16 protein-coding genes are annotated in these 17,404 nt (G+C 57.4%); 9 read left to right on the plus strand and 7 right to left on the minus strand.

Annotated features, from left to right (window positions below; genetic code table 11):
- Position 1 precedes the first annotated feature (1 nt).
- The 8 genes from CFT65_RS10175 (at position 2) to CFT65_RS10210 (ending at position 10,020) form a co-directional block, all read left to right on the plus strand.
- Positions 2-1,207: an efflux RND transporter periplasmic adaptor subunit gene (locus CFT65_RS10175; RefSeq protein WP_088827903.1), complete on the plus strand. Its 1,206-nt coding sequence runs from the start codon at positions 2-4 to the stop codon at positions 1,205-1,207.
- A 98-nt stretch (positions 1,208-1,305) separates the two neighbouring features.
- Positions 1,306-3,054, plus strand: a complete 1,749-nt coding sequence (locus tag CFT65_RS10180) for an N-acyl-D-amino-acid deacylase family protein (RefSeq protein WP_088827904.1) — start codon at positions 1,306-1,308, stop codon at positions 3,052-3,054.
- Between the two features lie 20 nt (positions 3,055-3,074).
- The gene (locus CFT65_RS10185; protein WP_088827906.1) at positions 3,075-3,680 is read left to right on the plus strand and encodes a DUF2238 domain-containing protein; all 606 of its coding nucleotides are present in this window, start codon (positions 3,075-3,077) and stop codon (positions 3,678-3,680) included.
- A gap of 49 nt (positions 3,681-3,729) precedes the next feature.
- Positions 3,730-5,196 carry an SLC13 family permease gene (locus CFT65_RS10190; protein ID WP_088827908.1) on the plus strand — a complete coding sequence of 489 codons (1,467 nt, stop codon included), beginning with the start codon at positions 3,730-3,732 and terminating at the stop codon, positions 5,194-5,196.
- A gap of 203 nt (positions 5,197-5,399) precedes the next feature.
- A complete protein-coding gene (locus CFT65_RS10195) occupies positions 5,400-6,200 on the plus strand; it encodes a C39 family peptidase (protein ID WP_088827910.1) in 801 nt (266 codons plus the stop codon).
- Between the two features lie 53 nt (positions 6,201-6,253).
- Positions 6,254-7,264, plus strand: a complete 1,011-nt coding sequence (locus CFT65_RS10200; protein ID WP_088827911.1) for a flagellar protein FilC — start codon at positions 6,254-6,256, stop codon at positions 7,262-7,264.
- A 38-nt stretch (positions 7,265-7,302) separates the two neighbouring features.
- Positions 7,303-8,928, plus strand: a complete 1,626-nt coding sequence (locus CFT65_RS10205) for an OmpP1/FadL family transporter (RefSeq protein WP_088827913.1) — start codon at positions 7,303-7,305, stop codon at positions 8,926-8,928.
- A 63-nt stretch (positions 8,929-8,991) separates the two neighbouring features.
- The gene (locus CFT65_RS10210) at positions 8,992-10,020 is read left to right on the plus strand and encodes a MalM family protein (protein ID WP_088828212.1); all 1,029 of its coding nucleotides are present in this window, start codon (positions 8,992-8,994) and stop codon (positions 10,018-10,020) included.
- A gap of 4 nt (positions 10,021-10,024) precedes the next feature.
- Here the strand turns inward: CFT65_RS10210 and CFT65_RS10215 are convergent, their stop codons facing one another.
- The 3 genes from CFT65_RS10215 to CFT65_RS10225 are packed head-to-tail and all read right to left on the minus strand — an operon-like array spanning position 10,025 to position 12,440.
- Positions 10,025-11,056 (minus strand): polysaccharide deacetylase family protein, encoded by a 1,032-nt coding sequence (locus CFT65_RS10215; RefSeq protein WP_088827915.1) that lies wholly within the window; start codon positions 11,054-11,056, stop codon positions 10,025-10,027.
- 45 nt (positions 11,057-11,101) lie between these two features.
- The gene (locus tag CFT65_RS10220) at positions 11,102-11,767 is read right to left on the minus strand and encodes a DNA-J related domain-containing protein (protein ID WP_088828213.1); all 666 of its coding nucleotides are present in this window, start codon (positions 11,765-11,767) and stop codon (positions 11,102-11,104) included.
- Positions 11,768-11,795: 28 nt separating this feature from the next.
- On the minus strand, positions 11,796-12,440 hold the full coding sequence (locus CFT65_RS10225) for a TetR/AcrR family transcriptional regulator (RefSeq protein ID WP_088827917.1): 645 nt from the start codon (positions 12,438-12,440) through the stop codon (positions 11,796-11,798).
- Positions 12,441-12,512: 72 nt separating this feature from the next.
- Here CFT65_RS10225 and ttcA point away from each other — a divergent pair, with 72 nt between their 5' ends.
- Positions 12,513-13,427, plus strand: coding sequence for a tRNA 2-thiocytidine(32) synthetase TtcA (gene ttcA / locus CFT65_RS10230; RefSeq protein ID WP_088827919.1), 915 nt, complete (start codon positions 12,513-12,515; stop codon positions 13,425-13,427).
- Positions 13,428-13,431: 4 nt separating this feature from the next.
- Here the strand turns inward: ttcA and CFT65_RS10235 are convergent, their stop codons facing one another.
- From CFT65_RS10235 to CFT65_RS10250, 4 genes are read right to left on the minus strand one after another with little or no spacing between them, the layout of a single operon-like run.
- Positions 13,432-14,121: a sulfite exporter TauE/SafE family protein gene (locus CFT65_RS10235; protein WP_088827921.1), complete on the minus strand. Its 690-nt coding sequence runs from the start codon at positions 14,119-14,121 to the stop codon at positions 13,432-13,434.
- Positions 14,118-14,378 carry a cbb3-type cytochrome oxidase assembly protein CcoS gene (ccoS, locus tag CFT65_RS10240; RefSeq protein ID WP_088827923.1) on the minus strand — a complete coding sequence of 87 codons (261 nt, stop codon included), beginning with the start codon at positions 14,376-14,378 and terminating at the stop codon, positions 14,118-14,120. The genes CFT65_RS10235 and ccoS overlap by 4 nt, the downstream gene beginning before the upstream one ends.
- A 37-nt stretch (positions 14,379-14,415) precedes the next feature.
- Complete coding sequence (locus CFT65_RS10245; protein ID WP_088827925.1) at positions 14,416-16,863, minus strand: heavy metal translocating P-type ATPase; 2,448 nt, start codon at positions 16,861-16,863, stop codon at positions 14,416-14,418.
- Positions 16,860-17,375, minus strand: a complete 516-nt coding sequence (locus tag CFT65_RS10250; protein WP_088827927.1) for a FixH family protein — start codon at positions 17,373-17,375, stop codon at positions 16,860-16,862. The genes CFT65_RS10245 and CFT65_RS10250 overlap by 4 nt, the downstream gene beginning before the upstream one ends.
- Positions 17,376-17,404: the final 29 nt, after the last annotated feature.

The following is a 17,404-nucleotide window of genomic DNA, read 5'->3' on the forward strand; positions in this document are numbered from 1 at the left end:
TATGGCGAAAAAAGGGTTTGCCGGAAAGTGGTTGTTTTGGAGCGTGTTTGTGTTGCTCGCCGGTGCTGCAGTCGTGGTCACGATCCGGCCCGATCCGGTCTGGGTGGACCTGGCGCCGGTAACCCGTGGACCAATGGAAATCACTATCAAGGAAGAGGGAAAAACCAGGGTGCGGGACCGTTATGTGGTGTCTTCCCCGGTTGCCGGATACTTACACAGGGTATTGCTGGAGGTGGGGGATCCGGTCATTCCGGGAGAGCTGCTGACAGAGGTGGACCCCATGCCGGCCAGTACCCTCGATGCCCGAAGCCGCGCCGAAGCCGAGGCCAAGGTACAATCGGCCCGCTCAGCGCTCAATTCTACCCGTCAAAAAGTCGCAGCCGCTGAGGCCGAAGCAGACCTTGCGGTTCGGGAACTCGCCCGTTTGCAGGCTCTCAGTGATGATCATTTTGTTTCCGACGAGCGTTTACAACAGGCGAGGGCCGCTGCAGACAGAACACAGGCTATTCTGCGTTCCGCCCGCTTTGATGAGGAAGTGATGGCCCATGAACTGGCAGCAGCCAGAACCCGCCTTGAAGTGTCTGCGGCGCGGGCTAATGGCGATGGCGTGGTTGAACGTGTGCCGGTCAGGTCTCCGGTGAATGGCTCAGTCCTCGGTATAGTCCGGAAAAGTGAGGGCGTGATTCAGGCCGGTGAGGCCATTCTGGAACTGGGTGATCCCGGGGCACTCGAGGTGGTTGTCGATGTGTTGAGCTTTGATGCCGTGAACCTCCGGCCCGGTATCGAGGCGCGCCTCACTGGCTGGGGCGGCGGCACCCTGGATGCCGTTGTCCGGCGGGTTGAGCCGGTGGGCTTCGAGGACGTGTCGGCCCTTGGCGTGGAGGAAAGACGGGTACAGGTGGTTGCGGACATTACCAGCCCCGCGGATGCCTGGCAGAGCCTCGGAGACGGGTACCGGGTGGACGCCGAGTTTCTGCTCTGGCGGTCAGACAATGTTCTGCAGGTGCCGGAATCTGCCGTTTTTGTCAGGGGCGGCCAGCATCAGGTATTCCGCGTTGTCGATGACAGGGCGGTTCTTACAGACGTGTCGGTCGGCCGTACAAACGGGTTTCATACAGTAGTCCAGGATGGATTGACCGAGGCAGACCGCGTCGTCCGGCACCCGGATCGTCAGCTGGAAGACGGCAGCCGGATCAGGCTTCGGTAATGGCCTGCATTGCCAGGTCCGAGCGTTAAAATGAGAGGACATATCACGTTTCGCTGGCTAGACTGACGGCATAAAACAACAAAAAGGAGCTTGGCACGGTGAATCAGTTTGATACTCTCATTATCGGTGGTCACTATTTTGACGGTACCGGAGGACCCTCCCGCATAGCCCATGTTGGGGTCAAAGATGGACGGGTTGCCGGGGTATTTGATGAACAGCCGGACACCGGTCTCGCGACGCGCACAATTGATGCCAGCGGTTGCTGGGTGACACCGGGGTTTCTCGATACCCATACCCATTACGATGCCGAGCTGCTGGTAACGCCGTCCCTGTCTGAATCTGTGCGTCACGGTGTCACCACTGTGCTGATCGGAAGCTGTTCCCTAAGCATGGTGTGCTCTGATCCGGAGGACGCCTCAGACATCTTTACCCGGGTTGAAACCGTTCCCCGGGAAAAAGTGCTTCCCATTCTGAAACAACACAAGTCCTGGCAGACACCAAAAGAGTGGGCGGCGTTCATGGACCAGCATCCACTGGGGCCCAATGTCATCAGCTTTCTCGGCCACAGTGATCTGAGAACGGCGGTCATGGGGCTTCAGCGCGCCACCGACCGTAGCGTGACTCCGACTGCAGAAGAGCAGCGGCAAATGGAAGCCCTGCTTGAGGAGGCTCTGCAGGAAGGTTTTCTCGGCCTTTCCACCATGTGCCTTAAATGGGACAAGGTGGATGGTGATCGGGAATGGTCCAAGAGCCTCCCGAGCACCTACGCCCGCTGGCGTGAGATCAGCCGTCTTAATGCGCTTTTGCGTCGTTACGGACGGGTGCACCAGGGCGCACCCAATGCGGCCAATCCTCTTCAGGTAACACAATATCTGAAAGAGACCCTGGGCTGGTTGAGAAAGCCCCTGAAAACAACCCTGATTGCGATGATCGACCTCAAGGGCAACCCCACGGTCAAACCGATGGCGAGTCTTGTCGGATGGCTGGCCAACAGCTTTGGTGGTAATTTTCGCTGGCAGCTGCTGCCGACACCGTTCACGGTCTATGCCGATGGCATGGATATCGTGCTGTTCGAAGAATTCGGTGCCGGTGAAATGGCCCTGGATATTCGGGATCAGCTTGAGCGCAACGATCTCCTCAAGGACGAACAGTACCGCCGGAAATTCCGGAAATTCTATAAGGAGAAGCTCTCTCCGCGCGTTTGGCAGCGGGATTTCGGTGATGCTGTCATTCTCGATTGCCCGGACAAGAGTGTCGTCGGGCGAAACTTCGCTGAACTGGCGGCAGACCGCGGCATCCATGTTGTCGATTTCTTCCTCGACATGGTGGTGGCCCATGGACGTTCGCTGCGCTGGTTTACCACGGTCGGGAATCACAGAAAGGATAGGCTCCGAAAAATGGTGACCAATCCGGGCGCGCTGATCACCTTCTCCGATGCCGGCGCCCACATCCGGAATATGGCCTTCTACAACTTGCCGCTTCGGTTTCTGAAGCTGGTTAATGAAAGCCACGAGGAGGGCGAGCCGATCATGTCCCTCGAACGTGCCGTGCACCGATTGACCGGCGAACAGGCAGATTGGCTTGGCGTTGATGCAGGTCATATCAGGATAGGGGACCGGGCCGATATAACGGTACTTGATCCTCGTGGCCTTGATCAGGATCTGGAGCAGGTTGAATGGGGCGAGATGGAAAACTTCGGGCTGGAAAGAATGGTTAACCGTGTCCCTGGTTGTGTCAGAGAGGTGCTGATCAATGGCCGGCCCGCGGTAAAGAATGGTGAGGTGCAACCTGCGTTGGGCAGGGAATCTGGATACGGACACTTCCTGCGCGCCGGGGCGTCTGGATAATCACGGACAAAAGGAAACTTATGAGTCAGCGATTTGCACCCGCAATCTGGGTGGTGGTCTTTCTTGCTGTATTTGTCTGGTCTGCCATCGGGCCCAGGGATCGGGCCACGTGGGTTCTGGAGGTGCTGCCTGCCGCCATTGGTTGCGCTGCGGTTGTCTGGTGTTTCTTCCGTTATCCACTCACGCCGCTGGTTTACGTTTTGGTTCTGGTGCATGCCATCATTTTGATGGTTGGCGGGCACTATACCTACGCGGAAGTACCTTTGTTCGACTGGTTTCGGGAATGGTTTGACTGGGAGCGTAACAACTACGACAAGCTTGGCCATCTGGCGCAGGGTTTTATCCCCGCAATGGTCGCCAGGGAAGTGGTCATTCGTTTCGAGGTGTTCTCCAGTCGCCGCTGGGCTGCGTTTTTTATTGTCTGCTTCTGCCTTGCGGTGAGCGCCTTTTACGAGTTGATCGAATGGTGGGTGGCCTTGCTCAGCGACGAAGCCGCCGAGGCATTTCTGGGCACCCAGGGTTACGTCTGGGACACTCAGTCGGATATGGCCTGGGCGTTGTCCGGGGCCATCCTGGCCCTTATCCTGCTCGGGCGTTTTCATGATCGCCAGCTTGAGGCGCTTTGACGCTTTGCTCGATGCTGATGTTGAAGTTTGAATAACGGAATAGAACTGTATGTCTGAAGAACTCAACGCTGACAAACAAACCGAGGGACTGCCCCGCAGCCAGGTGATCGGACTGATCCTTGGGGCAACGTTTCTGTTGGCAACCATTATCCTGCCGCCCCCGGAGACCATGACGGCGCAAGCCTGGTCTGCCCTGGGGTTGATGCTGCTCATGGCGACCTGGTGGTCCACCGAAGCCATTCCGATCCCCGCCACTGCCCTGTTGCCAATTGTGCTGGTTCCGGCGCTCGGACTTGGCACGGTTGGTGAGGCCACTAAACCCTATGCCAATCCAATCATTTTCCTGTTCCTCGGTGGCTTCACCCTCGGGCTTGCGATGCAGCGATGGAACTTACACCGTCGAATTGCCCTGATGACGCTGAAGGCTGTGGGCAGCAAACCCCGGCGGCAGATCGCCGGATTCATGTTGGCTACCGCTTTTTTGAGCATGTGGGTCAGCAATACGGCAACGGCCATCATGATGCTGCCGATTGGTCTATCTGTGGTGGCTATGATGGATAGCAATGATAATCCCGAGGGTGTGCGGCGTTATGCGACCGCACTCCTGCTTGCTATCGCCTATTCCGCCAGTATCGGTGGTATTGCCACCCTGATCGGTACACCGCCAAATGCCTTGCTGGCGGCCTATCTGAGCGAAAATCAGGGTATTTCTGTTGGCTTTGCTCAATGGATGCTGCTGGGAGTTCCGGTGACGGTCGTCATGTTGGCGCTGGCCTGGTGGTGGCTGACCCGGAGGGACTTCGGGCTGGGCAGCTCCGGCGACGGCGGCAAGGCCATACGGGAGGAGCTTGACGCGTTGGGGCCGCTGCGCAAGGGCGAAAAGCTGGTGGCCCTGGTGTTTCTGATCACTGCCGCTGCCTGGATCTTCAGGCCTCTGTTATCCGAGAACCTCATGCCCTGGTTGAGCGACACCGGCATTGCCATCGCAGCGGCTATCGCCATGTTCCTCATGCCCGTCAATACCCGTACCGGCGAATTTGTGCTCGACTGGGAGACTGCGAAAGGCATTCCCTGGGGTGTGCTACTACTGTTCGGAGGAGGTCTCGCCATGGCCGGCGTGATCAGTAGCTCGGGACTGGCAGAATGGATTGCTCAAAGCCTGGGTGTGGCCGGCACTCTGCCAACGCTTGTCATGATTGGGCTGGTGGCGGGCATCATCATCTTTCTGACCGAAGTTACCAGCAATACCGCAACTGCGGCGGCGTTCCTGCCGTTGCTGGGGGCGCTGGCCCTGAGCCAGGGCGTGTCACCGTTACTGCTCACTGTGCCTGCGGCCATCGCAGCCAGTTGTGCCTTCATGATGCCGGTGGCCACGCCACCCAATGCCATCGTGTTCTCAAGTGGTCACATGCAGATCGGCGACATGATCAGAGCCGGATTTGCTCTGAACCTGCTCGGTATCGTTGTAGTCACTGTCTTGAGCTACCTGTTACTCGGGGTGGTCTTTACCCTCTGACCTCCAGGCCCGGCAAGCGGGCCTGCCTCCTTATTCCTGCCGATGTCTTGAAGCAGTTCTCAAATCCCCTCCTTAAGGCCCCTCCTGCAGCGACAGATTTGAGGCACAGTTATCTTTAAGGGCACAGGCTTTTCGGTATCTTACCGTAACAACATGTAACCCGATTGATAACGTGGCCAATAAAAACAGGGACTTCGTCTGTCATGCTGCTGGTGCTCGCTGGATCCATTCTTACATTCACCATGGTGCAGGAAGCGACCGTGGTGGAGCCTTTTGAGAAGGGTCAGATCGTTATCGAGCAGGATGTGGATTCGAGCCCCATTGAGCTGCGGTCCGACGTCAGGGTTGAGCCCCTTGTTGAACAGAAATTCCGGAATATCGTGCGTCAGGCCTATGACTACAGTTGTGGAAGCGCCGCGCTGACTACCGTACTGAACTTCTACCTTGGGCGGACCCTTTCAGAACGACAGGTCATGGAAGGACTGCTCCATTACGGCGAAAGTGAACGCATTGTTGAGCGCCGCGCGTTTTCCATGCTCGATATGAAGCGGCTGGTTACGGCACTCGGTTACCCTTCAGGTGGCTTTCGGGCCACCATTGATGACCTCAAGGACCTCGATCACCCGGCAATCGTGCCAATCCATCACGCGGGCTTCACGCATTTCGTGGTGTTACGGACGATTCGCGACGGGCGCGCCTACCTGGCCGATCCTTCAGTCGGCAATATCTCCTTTACTCTGGCCCAGTTCGAGGAAAAGTGGGACGACAACGTGCTTTTCATCGTCTTTCCGGGCAGTGACAAGCCCCTGGACAACCTCGAGCTGAAAGAGGAAGACCTTCGCTTTGTGGATGACCAGACAATGACCCTTCTGGCGCTGGAAAGGATACCGGCGTTTCACGAGTCCACCCAGCGGCGGATCCAGAATCTGCTTGAAAGCCAGAAAAACAATCCCGACGGCAGTGTGGATAACACCCGCAAGCAGTTGCACTACCGGCGGAACTAATTTACCGGGTAGTCCCGGGTCAGGAACACTACAAATAAAATAAGGGAGTCAGGATGAATCGTTGGTTTGTGCGAGGTTTTATCCTTGTTTCCGTGGCAGGTCTGCTTCCGGGCATGGCCCTGGCGCAGGAAGGGAGTGTGGACCAGGCGAGGGAAGCCCTGGCCAAACAAGAGGGTGACGAAGATGCTTCGCAACAACTGGAGGAGGTGTTCCAGGCTGCCGAGAAGAACTATTCGTTGCAGAAAAAGGGCTCTCATTCCCTGAATTACTCGTTCGACTATTCCTACACTGCAGACCAGCGGTTGGACCTAGAAATCACCGGTGGATCGGTGCGAAACCTGGACGTGGTGCCGTCAGCAACCCACAGTTTTACGAATTCCTTTTCCTACGATTATGGCCTGCTCGATAACCTGACGGTGGGAACCCGTATTCCGCTGGTGGTTAAATACGACACGCAGGACGAGCTGAATATTTACGATTTCGGCGACATTTCGTTCACGGCGCGCTGGCAACCGTTTGCCTATGTGCCCGGCAAGATGTCGACCACGCTGTTTGGAACCCTGTCCACCAAGACCGGCGTCAGCCCCTACGAGATCGACATCGGTGAGCAGCTGTCCACCGGAAGTGGCTACTATTCGATCGGTGGTGGCGCAAGTTTTTCCAAAGTCCTCGACCCTGTGGTGTTGTTTGGTTCGGTCAGTGCCACCTATAACCTGCCGGCGGAAAATTTGCAGCAGGTTCGTGGGGCGCGGTTGCTGACAAAAGTGGACCCCGGTTTCGGGTTGTCCGGTTCCGCCGGCTTCGCCTACTCTCTGTCCTACGATATTTCATTAAGCATCTCCGCCCAGCTCAGCTATAGCGATGAAACTATTCTGAACTTCTCGGTTGGCGACCCGGCTTTTGCCCAGGACCAGATGACCGGTTTCCTTAGCATGTCCTTGGGAACGCGCATCAGCGATACCACCATCGTGAATACCAGTCTCGGGATTGGTCTTACCGAGGACGCCCCGGACTTTTCTCTTGGGCTCTCCCTGCCCATTAACTTCTCCGGTCTCAAAGAGTGATTGGTGTCGTTGACGATCTACGGGAAGGGAAGGACTTCATGGGACAGAAAATCCACAACCGTCAGATTCTCGCGGCGCTGATTGCCACGACCCTATCGTGTGGTGCCCAGGCCCAGCTGGCGCAGAACCTGACCATTCACCCCAAGGCCCTCGGGCTCGGCAATGCCGTGACTGCCGATCCGCCGGGGATCATGGCAATTCACTACAATCCAGCGGGCCTGACCAAACTGGACGGGCGCCAGTTGGAAGTAAACCTGATGAGCGTCTATCTCGACATTGATGCGGACTTCACAGCGCCGGAAGGGTATGAAATTTTCGGTATCGACGGCCTCGAAACAGATCCGCTGACCGGAAAGCAACGGGACCTTGTTGCCAATACTCACAGCCACACCAACAACGTGGCCCTGTATTTGCCCGGATACGGTATTCTTCGCGCGCCGCCAGGGCCGGCCTTGGCCCCTTCGGCGGGGATCAGTATCAACCCGCCGGGCTCGAAACTGACCTTTGGTAATGCGTTCTACCTGCCGCTGGCGGCCGGCTTTTATCGCGACAAGGACGACCCTGGCCGTTACCAGCCCCAGGCCACGGCGCTGCAGCGCACGACTTATCTCTCACCCACGGTCGGTTACGAAATCAATGACGACTGGTCCGTGGGTGCCGGTATCCACCTGTCCCATATGGGTATCGCGGCAGACCAGTACATGCGGGCGCCCAACCTGCTGCTGGGGGTAGCTGAAGTTCTACAGGACGCCTTCAACTGCGAGAGTGGTGACGAGCCCCTGCAGCCCTGGCTGGCGCTTTGTGGCGGTAATGTCGGTCCCTGGGATGACATTGGTGCCCTGAACATCAATGTACAGGAAACCCTGTCCCCCACCTATGCGCTAGGGGTGATGTGGGAGCCAACCGACTGGTTCAGCTGGGGGGCGAGCTATACCTCTGAAGCTGAAATGAACATGAAGGGCACCTTCGAAATCCAGTACACCGACGACTGGTCCGGCTTCTGGCAGAGCGTTAACGGATCCGTGCTGGGTGCGATTACCTCGGCGATCCTGAGTCTTCCGTCAGGTGCGCCCAAGGAATCCGGCAACGTCAGTATGGACCTGGTGTACCCCCAGCACTTCCAGACCGGTATCAGTGTCGACGTGCACCCAAAACTGACCCTTAACGCCGACATTGGCTGGACCGATTACAAACAATGGGATGCCTTTGTTTTCCGGTTTGACCGCAACCTGGAGTTTCTCAATGCGGCGCGGATCCTGTCACCGGACAATGCCACGCCGAACACCCTGAGGCTCCCGCTGGGCTTCAAAAGCCAGTGGAACTGGGCGTTTGGCATGGAGTTCCATGCGTCTTCCCGGCTGGATCTGCGTGCTGGCGTGGAAATTCGGGATTCCGTCATCCCGGATGATCAGCGACAGGTTATGGCACCGTTCGGCGGGGCAAACCTCTACAGCATTGGTATGGGGTACCAGTGGGACAAGGACACCGAGATTGACATGAATCTCAGCTATCTCCATTCGGTGGAGTCGATTCCCGCAGACACCAGTTGTAACCTGAACTGCGATAACATCACCAACATTATCTACAACCCTTATGCGGGCCTTGATGTCAAAACCTCGCTACGGGTTGTGATGGCGGGCCTCAGTTTCCGGACCAAGTTCTGAGTGGTGCCATTAACCAGAGGGTAGTCATTCGCAGTGATTAACGGCTCTTTACTGAAATCAGCCTTGTGTCTTTTTCTGGTAGCGGTTCTCGGAGGCTGCCAGGGTGGCGGGTCCACGGTATCCGAGCGAGAGGGCTATTTTACCTGGGTAGACGAGCAGGGCAGAGTGCGGTATTCCCCCATCGCAGGAGCCGAGAATAGTAAGGCTGACAAGGACGCTGAAGCGCTGCCCGATCCGGGGTCCGCGGAGGAACCAGCGCAGCCAGATGATGGGGCGAGCCCTGAGTCGGGGCTGAAGGAAGAAAACGAGTACACACTTGAAAACTATCCGGATGCTGGAGAGCTTGAAGAAGACGGCTACGTTCGACCGGGGGAGCGGCAACCCTATTTCACCTGGCGTGACGCCGAAGGCAATGTCCGGGTCAGCTATTACCGGCCGGACACCCGCTCTGATCTTGAGAAAGGGCTGGTTGAGCCACCTGTTCAGATCACCGAAGCCAGCATTTACCACGCGGATCCCGATGGACCGGACCAGACCTCGGTAGAGGGCTATGACCCGGACGCTTTTGCGATCCTGGGCATTGAGGCTCCGACCGATGACTTCTTTACCCGGTTTTCAGCCACCTGTTGCGAGACACTGGATGCTTTCAGTCGGCAAGGGTGGCAATCGGAACGAGAGTTCGGCGTTACTCTCTCGGACGGTTCAGAAACCCATCCCTTTCTTACGGGAACCAGCCCCTATCAACTGATTGCGCTCCCGGACGCGGATAAGCATGCCAGTCTGGTCATCCGCCTGCACTCCTATGCAAAAGACGGGGTGTTCGTGCCCTCCCTGGTGTTTCTGGATCAGAAGATGGCACCGTTAAGGCTGGTAACAGACCTGGTTATGGATTTCACCCCGGAGAACTGGCACCGGCGCGGCTACCTGGAAGCATGGGTTCCCGCTTTTCCAGGCCAGGGGGAGCGTTGGTTGGTCCTGTTTACCCGGGAGCAGGATCTGGAGGGCCAGACCGTTATAGAAACCCGTGTTGGCCCGCAGAAAATCCCCCACATCAGGCACGGTGAAATTGGCCTGATGCAGGTAGAGGAATGAGGCCTCAGTCCTCAGGTTTGCTCAGATCCAGCCACTGCTGGGACAACCAGTAGTAGCTGCCATCGCCGGCAGGGTGGGTGCAGTTGTAACGGAATCGCCGGCTATTGAAAGCCTCTGGTGCCTGCACGTCCACATTGCCGTCAATCACGTCAAAGTCGATACGTCCCTGACCAGAGGCAAAGCACGTCAACCGGTTAGCATCGACGGGTTCAACCAGAGGGAAAACCAGGGTGGGCGGATTCTCCGAGACCACGCCATCTGGCAGCTTGCCGGTATCAATAGGGAAGGCTTTGCTGCGAAGTTTGTTTTCAAGACTACCCAACTGACCATAGGCGTTCGCCATCGGAAAGCGAGGCAATCGGGTTTTCTCGGTTTTTGGGCCAATGGCGCCGGATTGCTGGCCGAAGCCGTACCAGCCACGCTCGGCAACTTTGCGTTCCAGTGCCTCGTCAAACTCTCCGTAAGGGTACGCGAACATGTGCGCTGGCGCGTCAAGCTCCCGGTTAAGGGTCGCCTGGGCCGAATCAAGACTGTTGGTAACCCGGGCTTGCCAGTCACTTTCGCTTTCACTTGGCTTCCGGGCCAGATGACCATGGTCTGCACTGTGGTTGGCAATGGTTACGCCAGGTCGTTCGGCAAGTTCTCTGATCTGGTCCCAGGTCATATAGCCATTGCGGCCAACGGCTTCGGTGTTGACAAAAATCGTGTAGGGGTAGGCTTTATCAGCCAGCAGCGGCGCGGCCGCATGGTAGACGGAGTCGTAGGCGTCATCAAAAGTAATGGCAATGCGGTTGTCTCGCCCGTCGGCTCCGGCCAGGGTTGTTTCGGTGCCTTTCAGCAGATCCACGACCTTCAGCTTCAGATCAGAGATCATTTCCAGCTGGCCTTCGAACAGGGACACGGACGTGCTGGTGGCCGGCGGCGTTGCATCGCTGACATGATGATACTGGAGGACAACCAGGTCAGCGCGGGCTGAGATGGCTGTTGCCGTCATAGCGACGAGAAGGGAAAGTTTCAGGAATGCTTTGAGCGGCATATCGTCTCCTGTGTTTCTGTGCCTCGGTCAGCCCGAACAGACCGGTCAGAGGCTGTGACGGAAGTGGGCTTTGAGTACGGCAAAGGCCTGATTGAGTTGCTGAATGGTTTCGGTCCTGCCGCCGCGGTCCGGATGGGCGTGCATTACTGCCCGGCGAAAACGCTTCTTGACGGTTGGAAAGTCGGTGGGAATAGTCTTGAAGCCCAGTGCTTCGGCTGCTTCCCTCGTTTCTGACTGGGCCGGTGCCTGGCCGGGAGTTCCTGCCCAGAAATGATTCATCATCTGCCGAATCGCTTCCTCCGGCAGACGATACTGGGAGAGGTCCAGATAGAAATGGCGCAGTGTGTCGACGCTGTTGGGAACCCCCTCGCCACTGACTACAGTCTCCGCTTCGATGCGTATGTTAAGAGGCGAAATCTTTAGGCTCTCGCTGGCCTCGGACAACTGGTCCCGGAGACGGTAGAGTACATGGAACAGGAGAAAATGAACCGGGTAGAGCTTTTCGGGTTCGCTGAAAACCACATCTCCAAGCAGTTCCCATGGCGGTTTCTGGAGCGCTTTGATCAGTGATAATTCATTCATTCCGGCCGGTGCGGACCTGATTTCGTGCTCAACGGCCACCAGCAAGTGCTGAATCTGTTGATCGAGGCAGGCATCTTCACTCGCTGCTTTGGGGCGAGAGGCATGTGTCGGGGAATGGCTGTTTGTCATAGAGCCCATGTTAGGGTACTCCCGGCCATCAGGGAAGTGCGGCCAGCCGGGGAAGGCCACCCATGAACAGAGCCGTTGAAAACTGCGTTGCGGTCAAAGCTTCAGCATCCGCTGAATCCGGGTTCCTGTGGGCCCGTTTTGCAAGAGTCAGACTGGTTTCATAGGCGACGCCGAAAAAAGCGGCGCACAGGTATTCGTGGTCAATGCGGGGAAGTAGCCCCCGCTCTATCGCTTCGCGAACATCCTCTTCCAGAGATAGCATGGTGAGACCGAGGATATCCGAACCAAACAGCTCGCGAAGCGCGCGATCATTGCGGTGAGCCAGCTCATAAACCAGTGGGTCCCTGGCGGTAGCGGTAAACAGGGCCATATAGGCGGAATGGATGAAATCCTCGGTGGTGTCTGCCCTGCGACGACGGTGGGTGAGGTTGTTGTTCAGGTTGGTAAAAAAGTCGGTTAGCAGGGCGGCGAAGATATCCTGCTTGCTGGAGAAATAATTGTAGAAAGTTCCGGCGGCCAGGCCCGTGCGGCGTACGATATCGCGGATAGTCGAATTCTCGTAACCCCGTTCTCGAAAGCACTCCCGGGCGGCATGCAGGATCGCCCGGCGGTTCCGGATCCGGTTCTGTTCCCGTTTACCCGCGACCTCTTCACTCGATTGCAACATATCCATGTCGGTATCCTGTCCCTGAATCCATGTGACGCGTATAATCCCACGTCCACTTGCCTTATGAACGTAGTTGGTATGTCCGAAGCAATGATCGCCAGTTCCGAACAATCCCTCAACCCAGAGCGGGAGCGCCGCCAGAAACTGGAGTTGAACAAGCTGCAGAAACGTCTGCGCCGCGATGTCGGGCAGGCGATTGCCGATTTCTCGATGATTGAAGCCGGCGATAAGGTCATGTGCTGCCTCAGCGGCGGCAAAGACTCCTACGCCATGCTCGATATTCTGCTCAACCTGCAGAAGAGCGCTCCGGTTTCGTTCGAGCTGATTGCCGTCAACCTTGACCAGAAGCAACCCGGATTTCCGGAAGAGGTGTTGCCCGAATATCTGTCCTCCATGGGTATCGAGTATCACATCATCGAGAAGGACACTTACAGTATTGTTAAGGAAAAAGTGCCGGAAGGGAAGACTACCTGCGGTCTGTGTAGCCGGCTACGACGCGGAATTCTCTATAATTTCGCAGAGGAGCACGGGGTTACCAAGATAGCCCTGGGCCACCACCGGGACGACCTGCTGGAAACCCTGTTCCTGAACATGTTCTACGGCGGCAAGCTGAAGTCCATGCCTCCGGTTCTGCACAGTGACGATGGCCGCAATACGGTTATCCGGCCGCTGGCCTACAGCCGGGAAAAAGATATAGCCCGCTATGCGGGTCTTCGGGAATTCCCCATCATCCCGTGCAATCTGTGTGGCTCCCAGGAGAATCTTCAGCGCCAGGTGATCAAGGACATGTTTCAGACCTGGGACAAGCAGCACCCCGGTCGGCTGGAGACGATGTTCCGCGCCATGTGTAACGTGGAACCCTCGCACCTGGCGGATACCCATCTCTACGATTTCAGGGAAGGCAAACGCCTGGGTGGCAAACGCCAGGCTGCACAGACGGCGGAACCCGAGGCAGAGCAGGACTTCGGTCGCCTTGATGTTCTGAATATCTAGCCAGCTAGTGTCCGGCCAGACGCAGGAAAGGCAACGTCCAGAGACCGAACAGAATAAGAAGGCCGCCCGTCACCTTTCGGAACAGCTTGTGGCTCTGTAAGCCTCGAATCCAGTTGGCCGCGAAACCCGTGGCCAGCATGGAGGGCAGGGTACCAAGCCCGAAAAACAGCATGGTGAGCGCCGCCGAGCCGACCGTCGGCTGTAATGCCGCCCACCCCAGCGTGCTGTAAACCAATCCGCAGGGCAGCCAGCCCCAGAGCGCCCCGAGGGCAAGTGCCTGCCCGCCGTGATTCACTGGCAGGAGGCGGCGGGTTAATGGGGAAAGACGTGCCCAGATCGGAGCTCCGATCCGTTCAACGTAGCGAATCCCCTGCCACCATTGCCCCATGGACAAACCCATAAAGATCAGCAGAATCCCCGCCAGGGTCCGAAGCACAAGGCCTGCTTCGGTCCATTGGCTGGCGGCCGAGGTACTGAGTAGCGCAACCAGCGTGGCGATCAGCACATAGCTGCCAATGCGACCGAAGTTAAAGGCCAGCAGCATTACCGTTTGCCGGAACCGGAATCCCCGGCCCACCGGCAGTGCCATGGAAAGGGAAGCGCTGATACCGCCGCACATGCCAAGGCAGTGTGTGCTGCCGAGCAGTCCGATCAGAAATGCGCTCGGATAGCTGAGGTAGAGTTCCGGATTCATCCTTTTTGGGACTTATCCTCATCCGGATTGGCGGCGTCGCTGACTTCGGCTACTTGCTCCGAGGTTTGTTCCTCTGCGGCCGGTTTGTCGGTGCGAGCGTCGTCCGGAATCATGTCCTTGTCATCATCGTAGAGTATCCGATGGGCCGGACCCTCGAGATCATCGTACTGACCGTTCTTTACCGACCATGTGAATAGCGCGACGCCAACCGCCACCAGCATGAGCATTACCGGTACCAGAAACATTACGATTTGCACGGCAAGACCTCACAGAAAAGATTATAAAGACACGTTATCAGGACAGAGCCTGGGCGCCAACCGCCGGATTGTGCTGACCCGGTTGCTTTGGTTCCCTACCGAGTCTCAGCGCATTCAACACAACCACCAGGGAGCTTAGTGACATGCCGATCGCTGCCAGCCAGGGAGGTACCATGCCTGCAGCCGCGAGGGGTAACGCGCAGACATTGTAGGCGAGCGCCCACCAGAGATTCTGGCGGATGATGCGCCGGGTCTGACGGCTGATTTTCAGGGCCTCAACCAACTGCAGCAACTGGCCATTCAACAGAACCGCATCGGCCTTGAGTTGGGTCAAGTCTGCAGCTGTGCCCATGGCAACTGAGATTCCGGCGCCGGCCATGGACGGGAGATCGTTCAGTCCGTCGCCTACCATCATGATGTGTCGGCCTTCAGATTCCAGTTTCTGCAGGACTGCCAGTTTGTCTTCTGGAGAGGCCTGTCCGATCGCTTCATCAATGCCCAGCATGCCCGCGACCTGCTCAACATGCCCGGAGCGGTCGCCACTCAGGAGCAATGTGCGAATTCCAGCCTCCTGAAGAGATCTGATCGCCGCACCGGCGTCGGCTCGGGGTTGGTCGTCCAGCCGGAAACAAGCCAGCCACTCGCGGCCTGATGCCAGCCAGATCTCCATGCCCTGATGGAGTTCAGTGTTGGGGGCTGGTGCAATGATATGCTGTTCGACAAAACCTCGATGGCCGATGAAAACTGGCATATCACCCAGTTGGCCAGACAGTCCCCCGCCGACGTGGTTTTCCACGTGCTCGACCGAGGCAGTGTTTCGCCGGTGGAATACCCGGGCAATCGGATGCTCGGAATAATTCTCGAGCCCGGCGGCGAGCCTCAGGCAGGCCTCCTCATCCATACTGCCGACAATATCGATGCCCGTGAGGCTGAGCTCGCCGCGGGTTAGTGTTCCGGTTTTATCGAATACCACGGTATCGATGGTGTTCATTGATTCGAGGGTATGGCCCCGAGTGGGGAGAAACCCGAGGCGCCGCAGTCGGACGGTGGCAGAGGTGATGGCGGTTGGGGTTGCCAACGACAAAGCACAGGGGCAGGTTACCACCAGTACCGACAGGGTGATGTCGAAGGCGTTGTCGGCGCCTGCCAGCCACCAGCCGATCCAGACTACGGGCGACAGTATCAGTACCCGTCCGACAAATTTCCCTGCCATCCGGTCGGCCATCATCGCGACCTGGGGCTTTTCGGATTGCACCCGGTCCAACACCCGGAGAATGCCTGAAAGCCGCGTTTGCGCGCCCGCCTTTACCACGCGGACATCGAGCGGATTCTCGCCGTTCACACTGCCGGCATGAACCGTGTCCCCGGGATAACGGGTTTCTGGCAGATATTCTCCCGTCAACGCCGCCTCGTTCAGGGTGGACTCTCCCCGCACGATCTCTCCATCCACTGGCAGAGTCTCACCGGGCCGAACCCGAACGACATCGCCGGGCCGAATCTGGTGGGCCGGGACAATGTCCGTATCATCACCGTTCACCAATGTGGCAACGGTCGGCTGGAACCCCGCAAGGGCATTACCGGTCAGCCCGGCACGGTAGCGGGCCTGAACTTCGATATAACGGCCCAGCAGCAGGAAGAACGTAAACATGCACACAGACTCGAAATAGACTTCCTCGCCGCCAAATAGGGTTACCCAGGCACTGGCGAGGTAGGCGAGCCCGATTGCAATGGCAACCGGCACATCCATGGTCAGGTGCCGGCTCTGGATATCCCGGCGGGCGTTGCGGAAAAAGGGGGCGGCGCTATAGAGAACTACAGGAGTGGCAACCAGCAGACTGAACCAGCGGAAAAAGCTGACAAATTCTGGTGACAGGTCGTTGACCAGTTCGAAGTACAACGGAAATGCCAGCATCATGCTCTGAAAAGAGCCTATGCCCGCGATGGCGACCCTGATCAGCATGGACCGGTGCTCTGCCTTTAGGGCCTGTTCTGCCTCGTCTGCCTGATAGGGGCGGGCCGTATAACCAAGCTCATGGATGGCAATCAGAAGGTCGCTCAGCGGCGCCTGGTCCTGGGACCAGACCAGCCGCGCCCGTTGTGTGGTGTGATTCACCGAAAAAGACACGACACCAGGTTGCTGCTTCATGTGATTTTCAAGCAGCCAGATACAGGCAGCGCAGGTGATACCACCAATCAGCAACTGAGCTTCCTGCGCGCCTTTAACCGGTGCAACAAAGGATTCCTGAACCAGTGGGTGGTCAAGTTCCCTGAGGCGGTTTAGCTCTGCATTGGTCAGTTGCTTTGGTGTAACGGCGGGTTTTGTCCGGAAATCATAAAAACCCGTCAGACCCTCGTTGTGGATAGTCTGGCAAACCGCTTTGCAGCCCTGGCAGCAGAAGTGGCGTGTTGCGCCATCGAGCTCAAGTGTAATGGGCGGCTCACCGTCTGCCGGTTCACCGCAGTGGAAGCAATCCAGGCGCGTCAACCTTGGGCAGACTCCCCGGCCTTGATGGTAATGCCGTTTTCAGAAGGTAACCAGGCTTCACCTTTCAGGCGCCATTCGTTGGCCGGACCCCGGAGGTCGTAGTACCAACGGCCGTCGATATCGCTGTGGAGTTTCCCGGCAAATCGCCCTGGGGCAACCTGCTGGAACTGGACAGTGCGGTCTTTGTCCGAGAGTGTCGGATGGAACAGGTTGAGAATCAGGTATGGGAAATCCGCCGGGCCTTCAACGGTGTTCAAGTCGACCGTGACATTGCGGTTCTGAAAGTCAATCTGAGCTTCCATGCCAAGGTCAGCTGCTTTCTGGTCCCTAGCGATGGACATGTTGATCCCACGGCCTTCTTTGGACCAGTCGTCAGTGACCATCGCATTCTCTGTACTTACCGCGATGGTGATGGCAATGGCGCAATAAATGATGGATGCGCCCGGGAAAATCAGCAGGAACCAGAACCAGGGTTGGCGGTACCAGGGTGCTACGGGTGTTTCAGCTGTCATAAATCAGTATCTCGTATGAACGGTCAGAG

The sequence above is a fragment of the Marinobacter sp. es.048 genome, from assembly GCF_900188435.1.
Taxonomy (GTDB): domain Bacteria; phylum Pseudomonadota; class Gammaproteobacteria; order Pseudomonadales; family Oleiphilaceae; genus Marinobacter.

Coding starts and splice junctions, on each gene's coding strand:
- CFT65_RS10220 (WP_088828213.1), bottom strand. CDS start 11,767: ATGACAAACAGCCATTCCCCGACACATGCCTCTCGCCCCAAAGCAGCG.
- CFT65_RS10235 (WP_088827921.1), bottom strand. CDS start 14,121: ATGAATCCGGAACTCTACCTCAGCTATCCGAGCGCATTTCTGATCGGA.
- ttcA (WP_088827919.1), top strand. CDS start 12,513: ATGTCCGAAGCAATGATCGCCAGTTCCGAACAATCCCTCAACCCAGAG.
- CFT65_RS10185 (WP_088827906.1), top strand. CDS start 3,075: ATGAGTCAGCGATTTGCACCCGCAATCTGGGTGGTGGTCTTTCTTGCT.
- CFT65_RS10225 (WP_088827917.1), bottom strand. CDS start 12,440: ATGGATATGTTGCAATCGAGTGAAGAGGTCGCGGGTAAACGGGAACAG.
- CFT65_RS10205 (WP_088827913.1), top strand. CDS start 7,303: ATGGGACAGAAAATCCACAACCGTCAGATTCTCGCGGCGCTGATTGCC.
- CFT65_RS10175 (WP_088827903.1), top strand. CDS start 2: ATGGCGAAAAAAGGGTTTGCCGGAAAGTGGTTGTTTTGGAGCGTGTTT.
- CFT65_RS10190 (WP_088827908.1), top strand. CDS start 3,730: ATGTCTGAAGAACTCAACGCTGACAAACAAACCGAGGGACTGCCCCGC.
- CFT65_RS10250 (WP_088827927.1), bottom strand. CDS start 17,375: ATGACAGCTGAAACACCCGTAGCACCCTGGTACCGCCAACCCTGGTTC.
- CFT65_RS10215 (WP_088827915.1), bottom strand. CDS start 11,056: ATGCCGCTCAAAGCATTCCTGAAACTTTCCCTTCTCGTCGCTATGACG.
- CFT65_RS10200 (WP_088827911.1), top strand. CDS start 6,254: ATGAATCGTTGGTTTGTGCGAGGTTTTATCCTTGTTTCCGTGGCAGGT.
- CFT65_RS10195 (WP_088827910.1), top strand. CDS start 5,400: ATGCTGCTGGTGCTCGCTGGATCCATTCTTACATTCACCATGGTGCAG.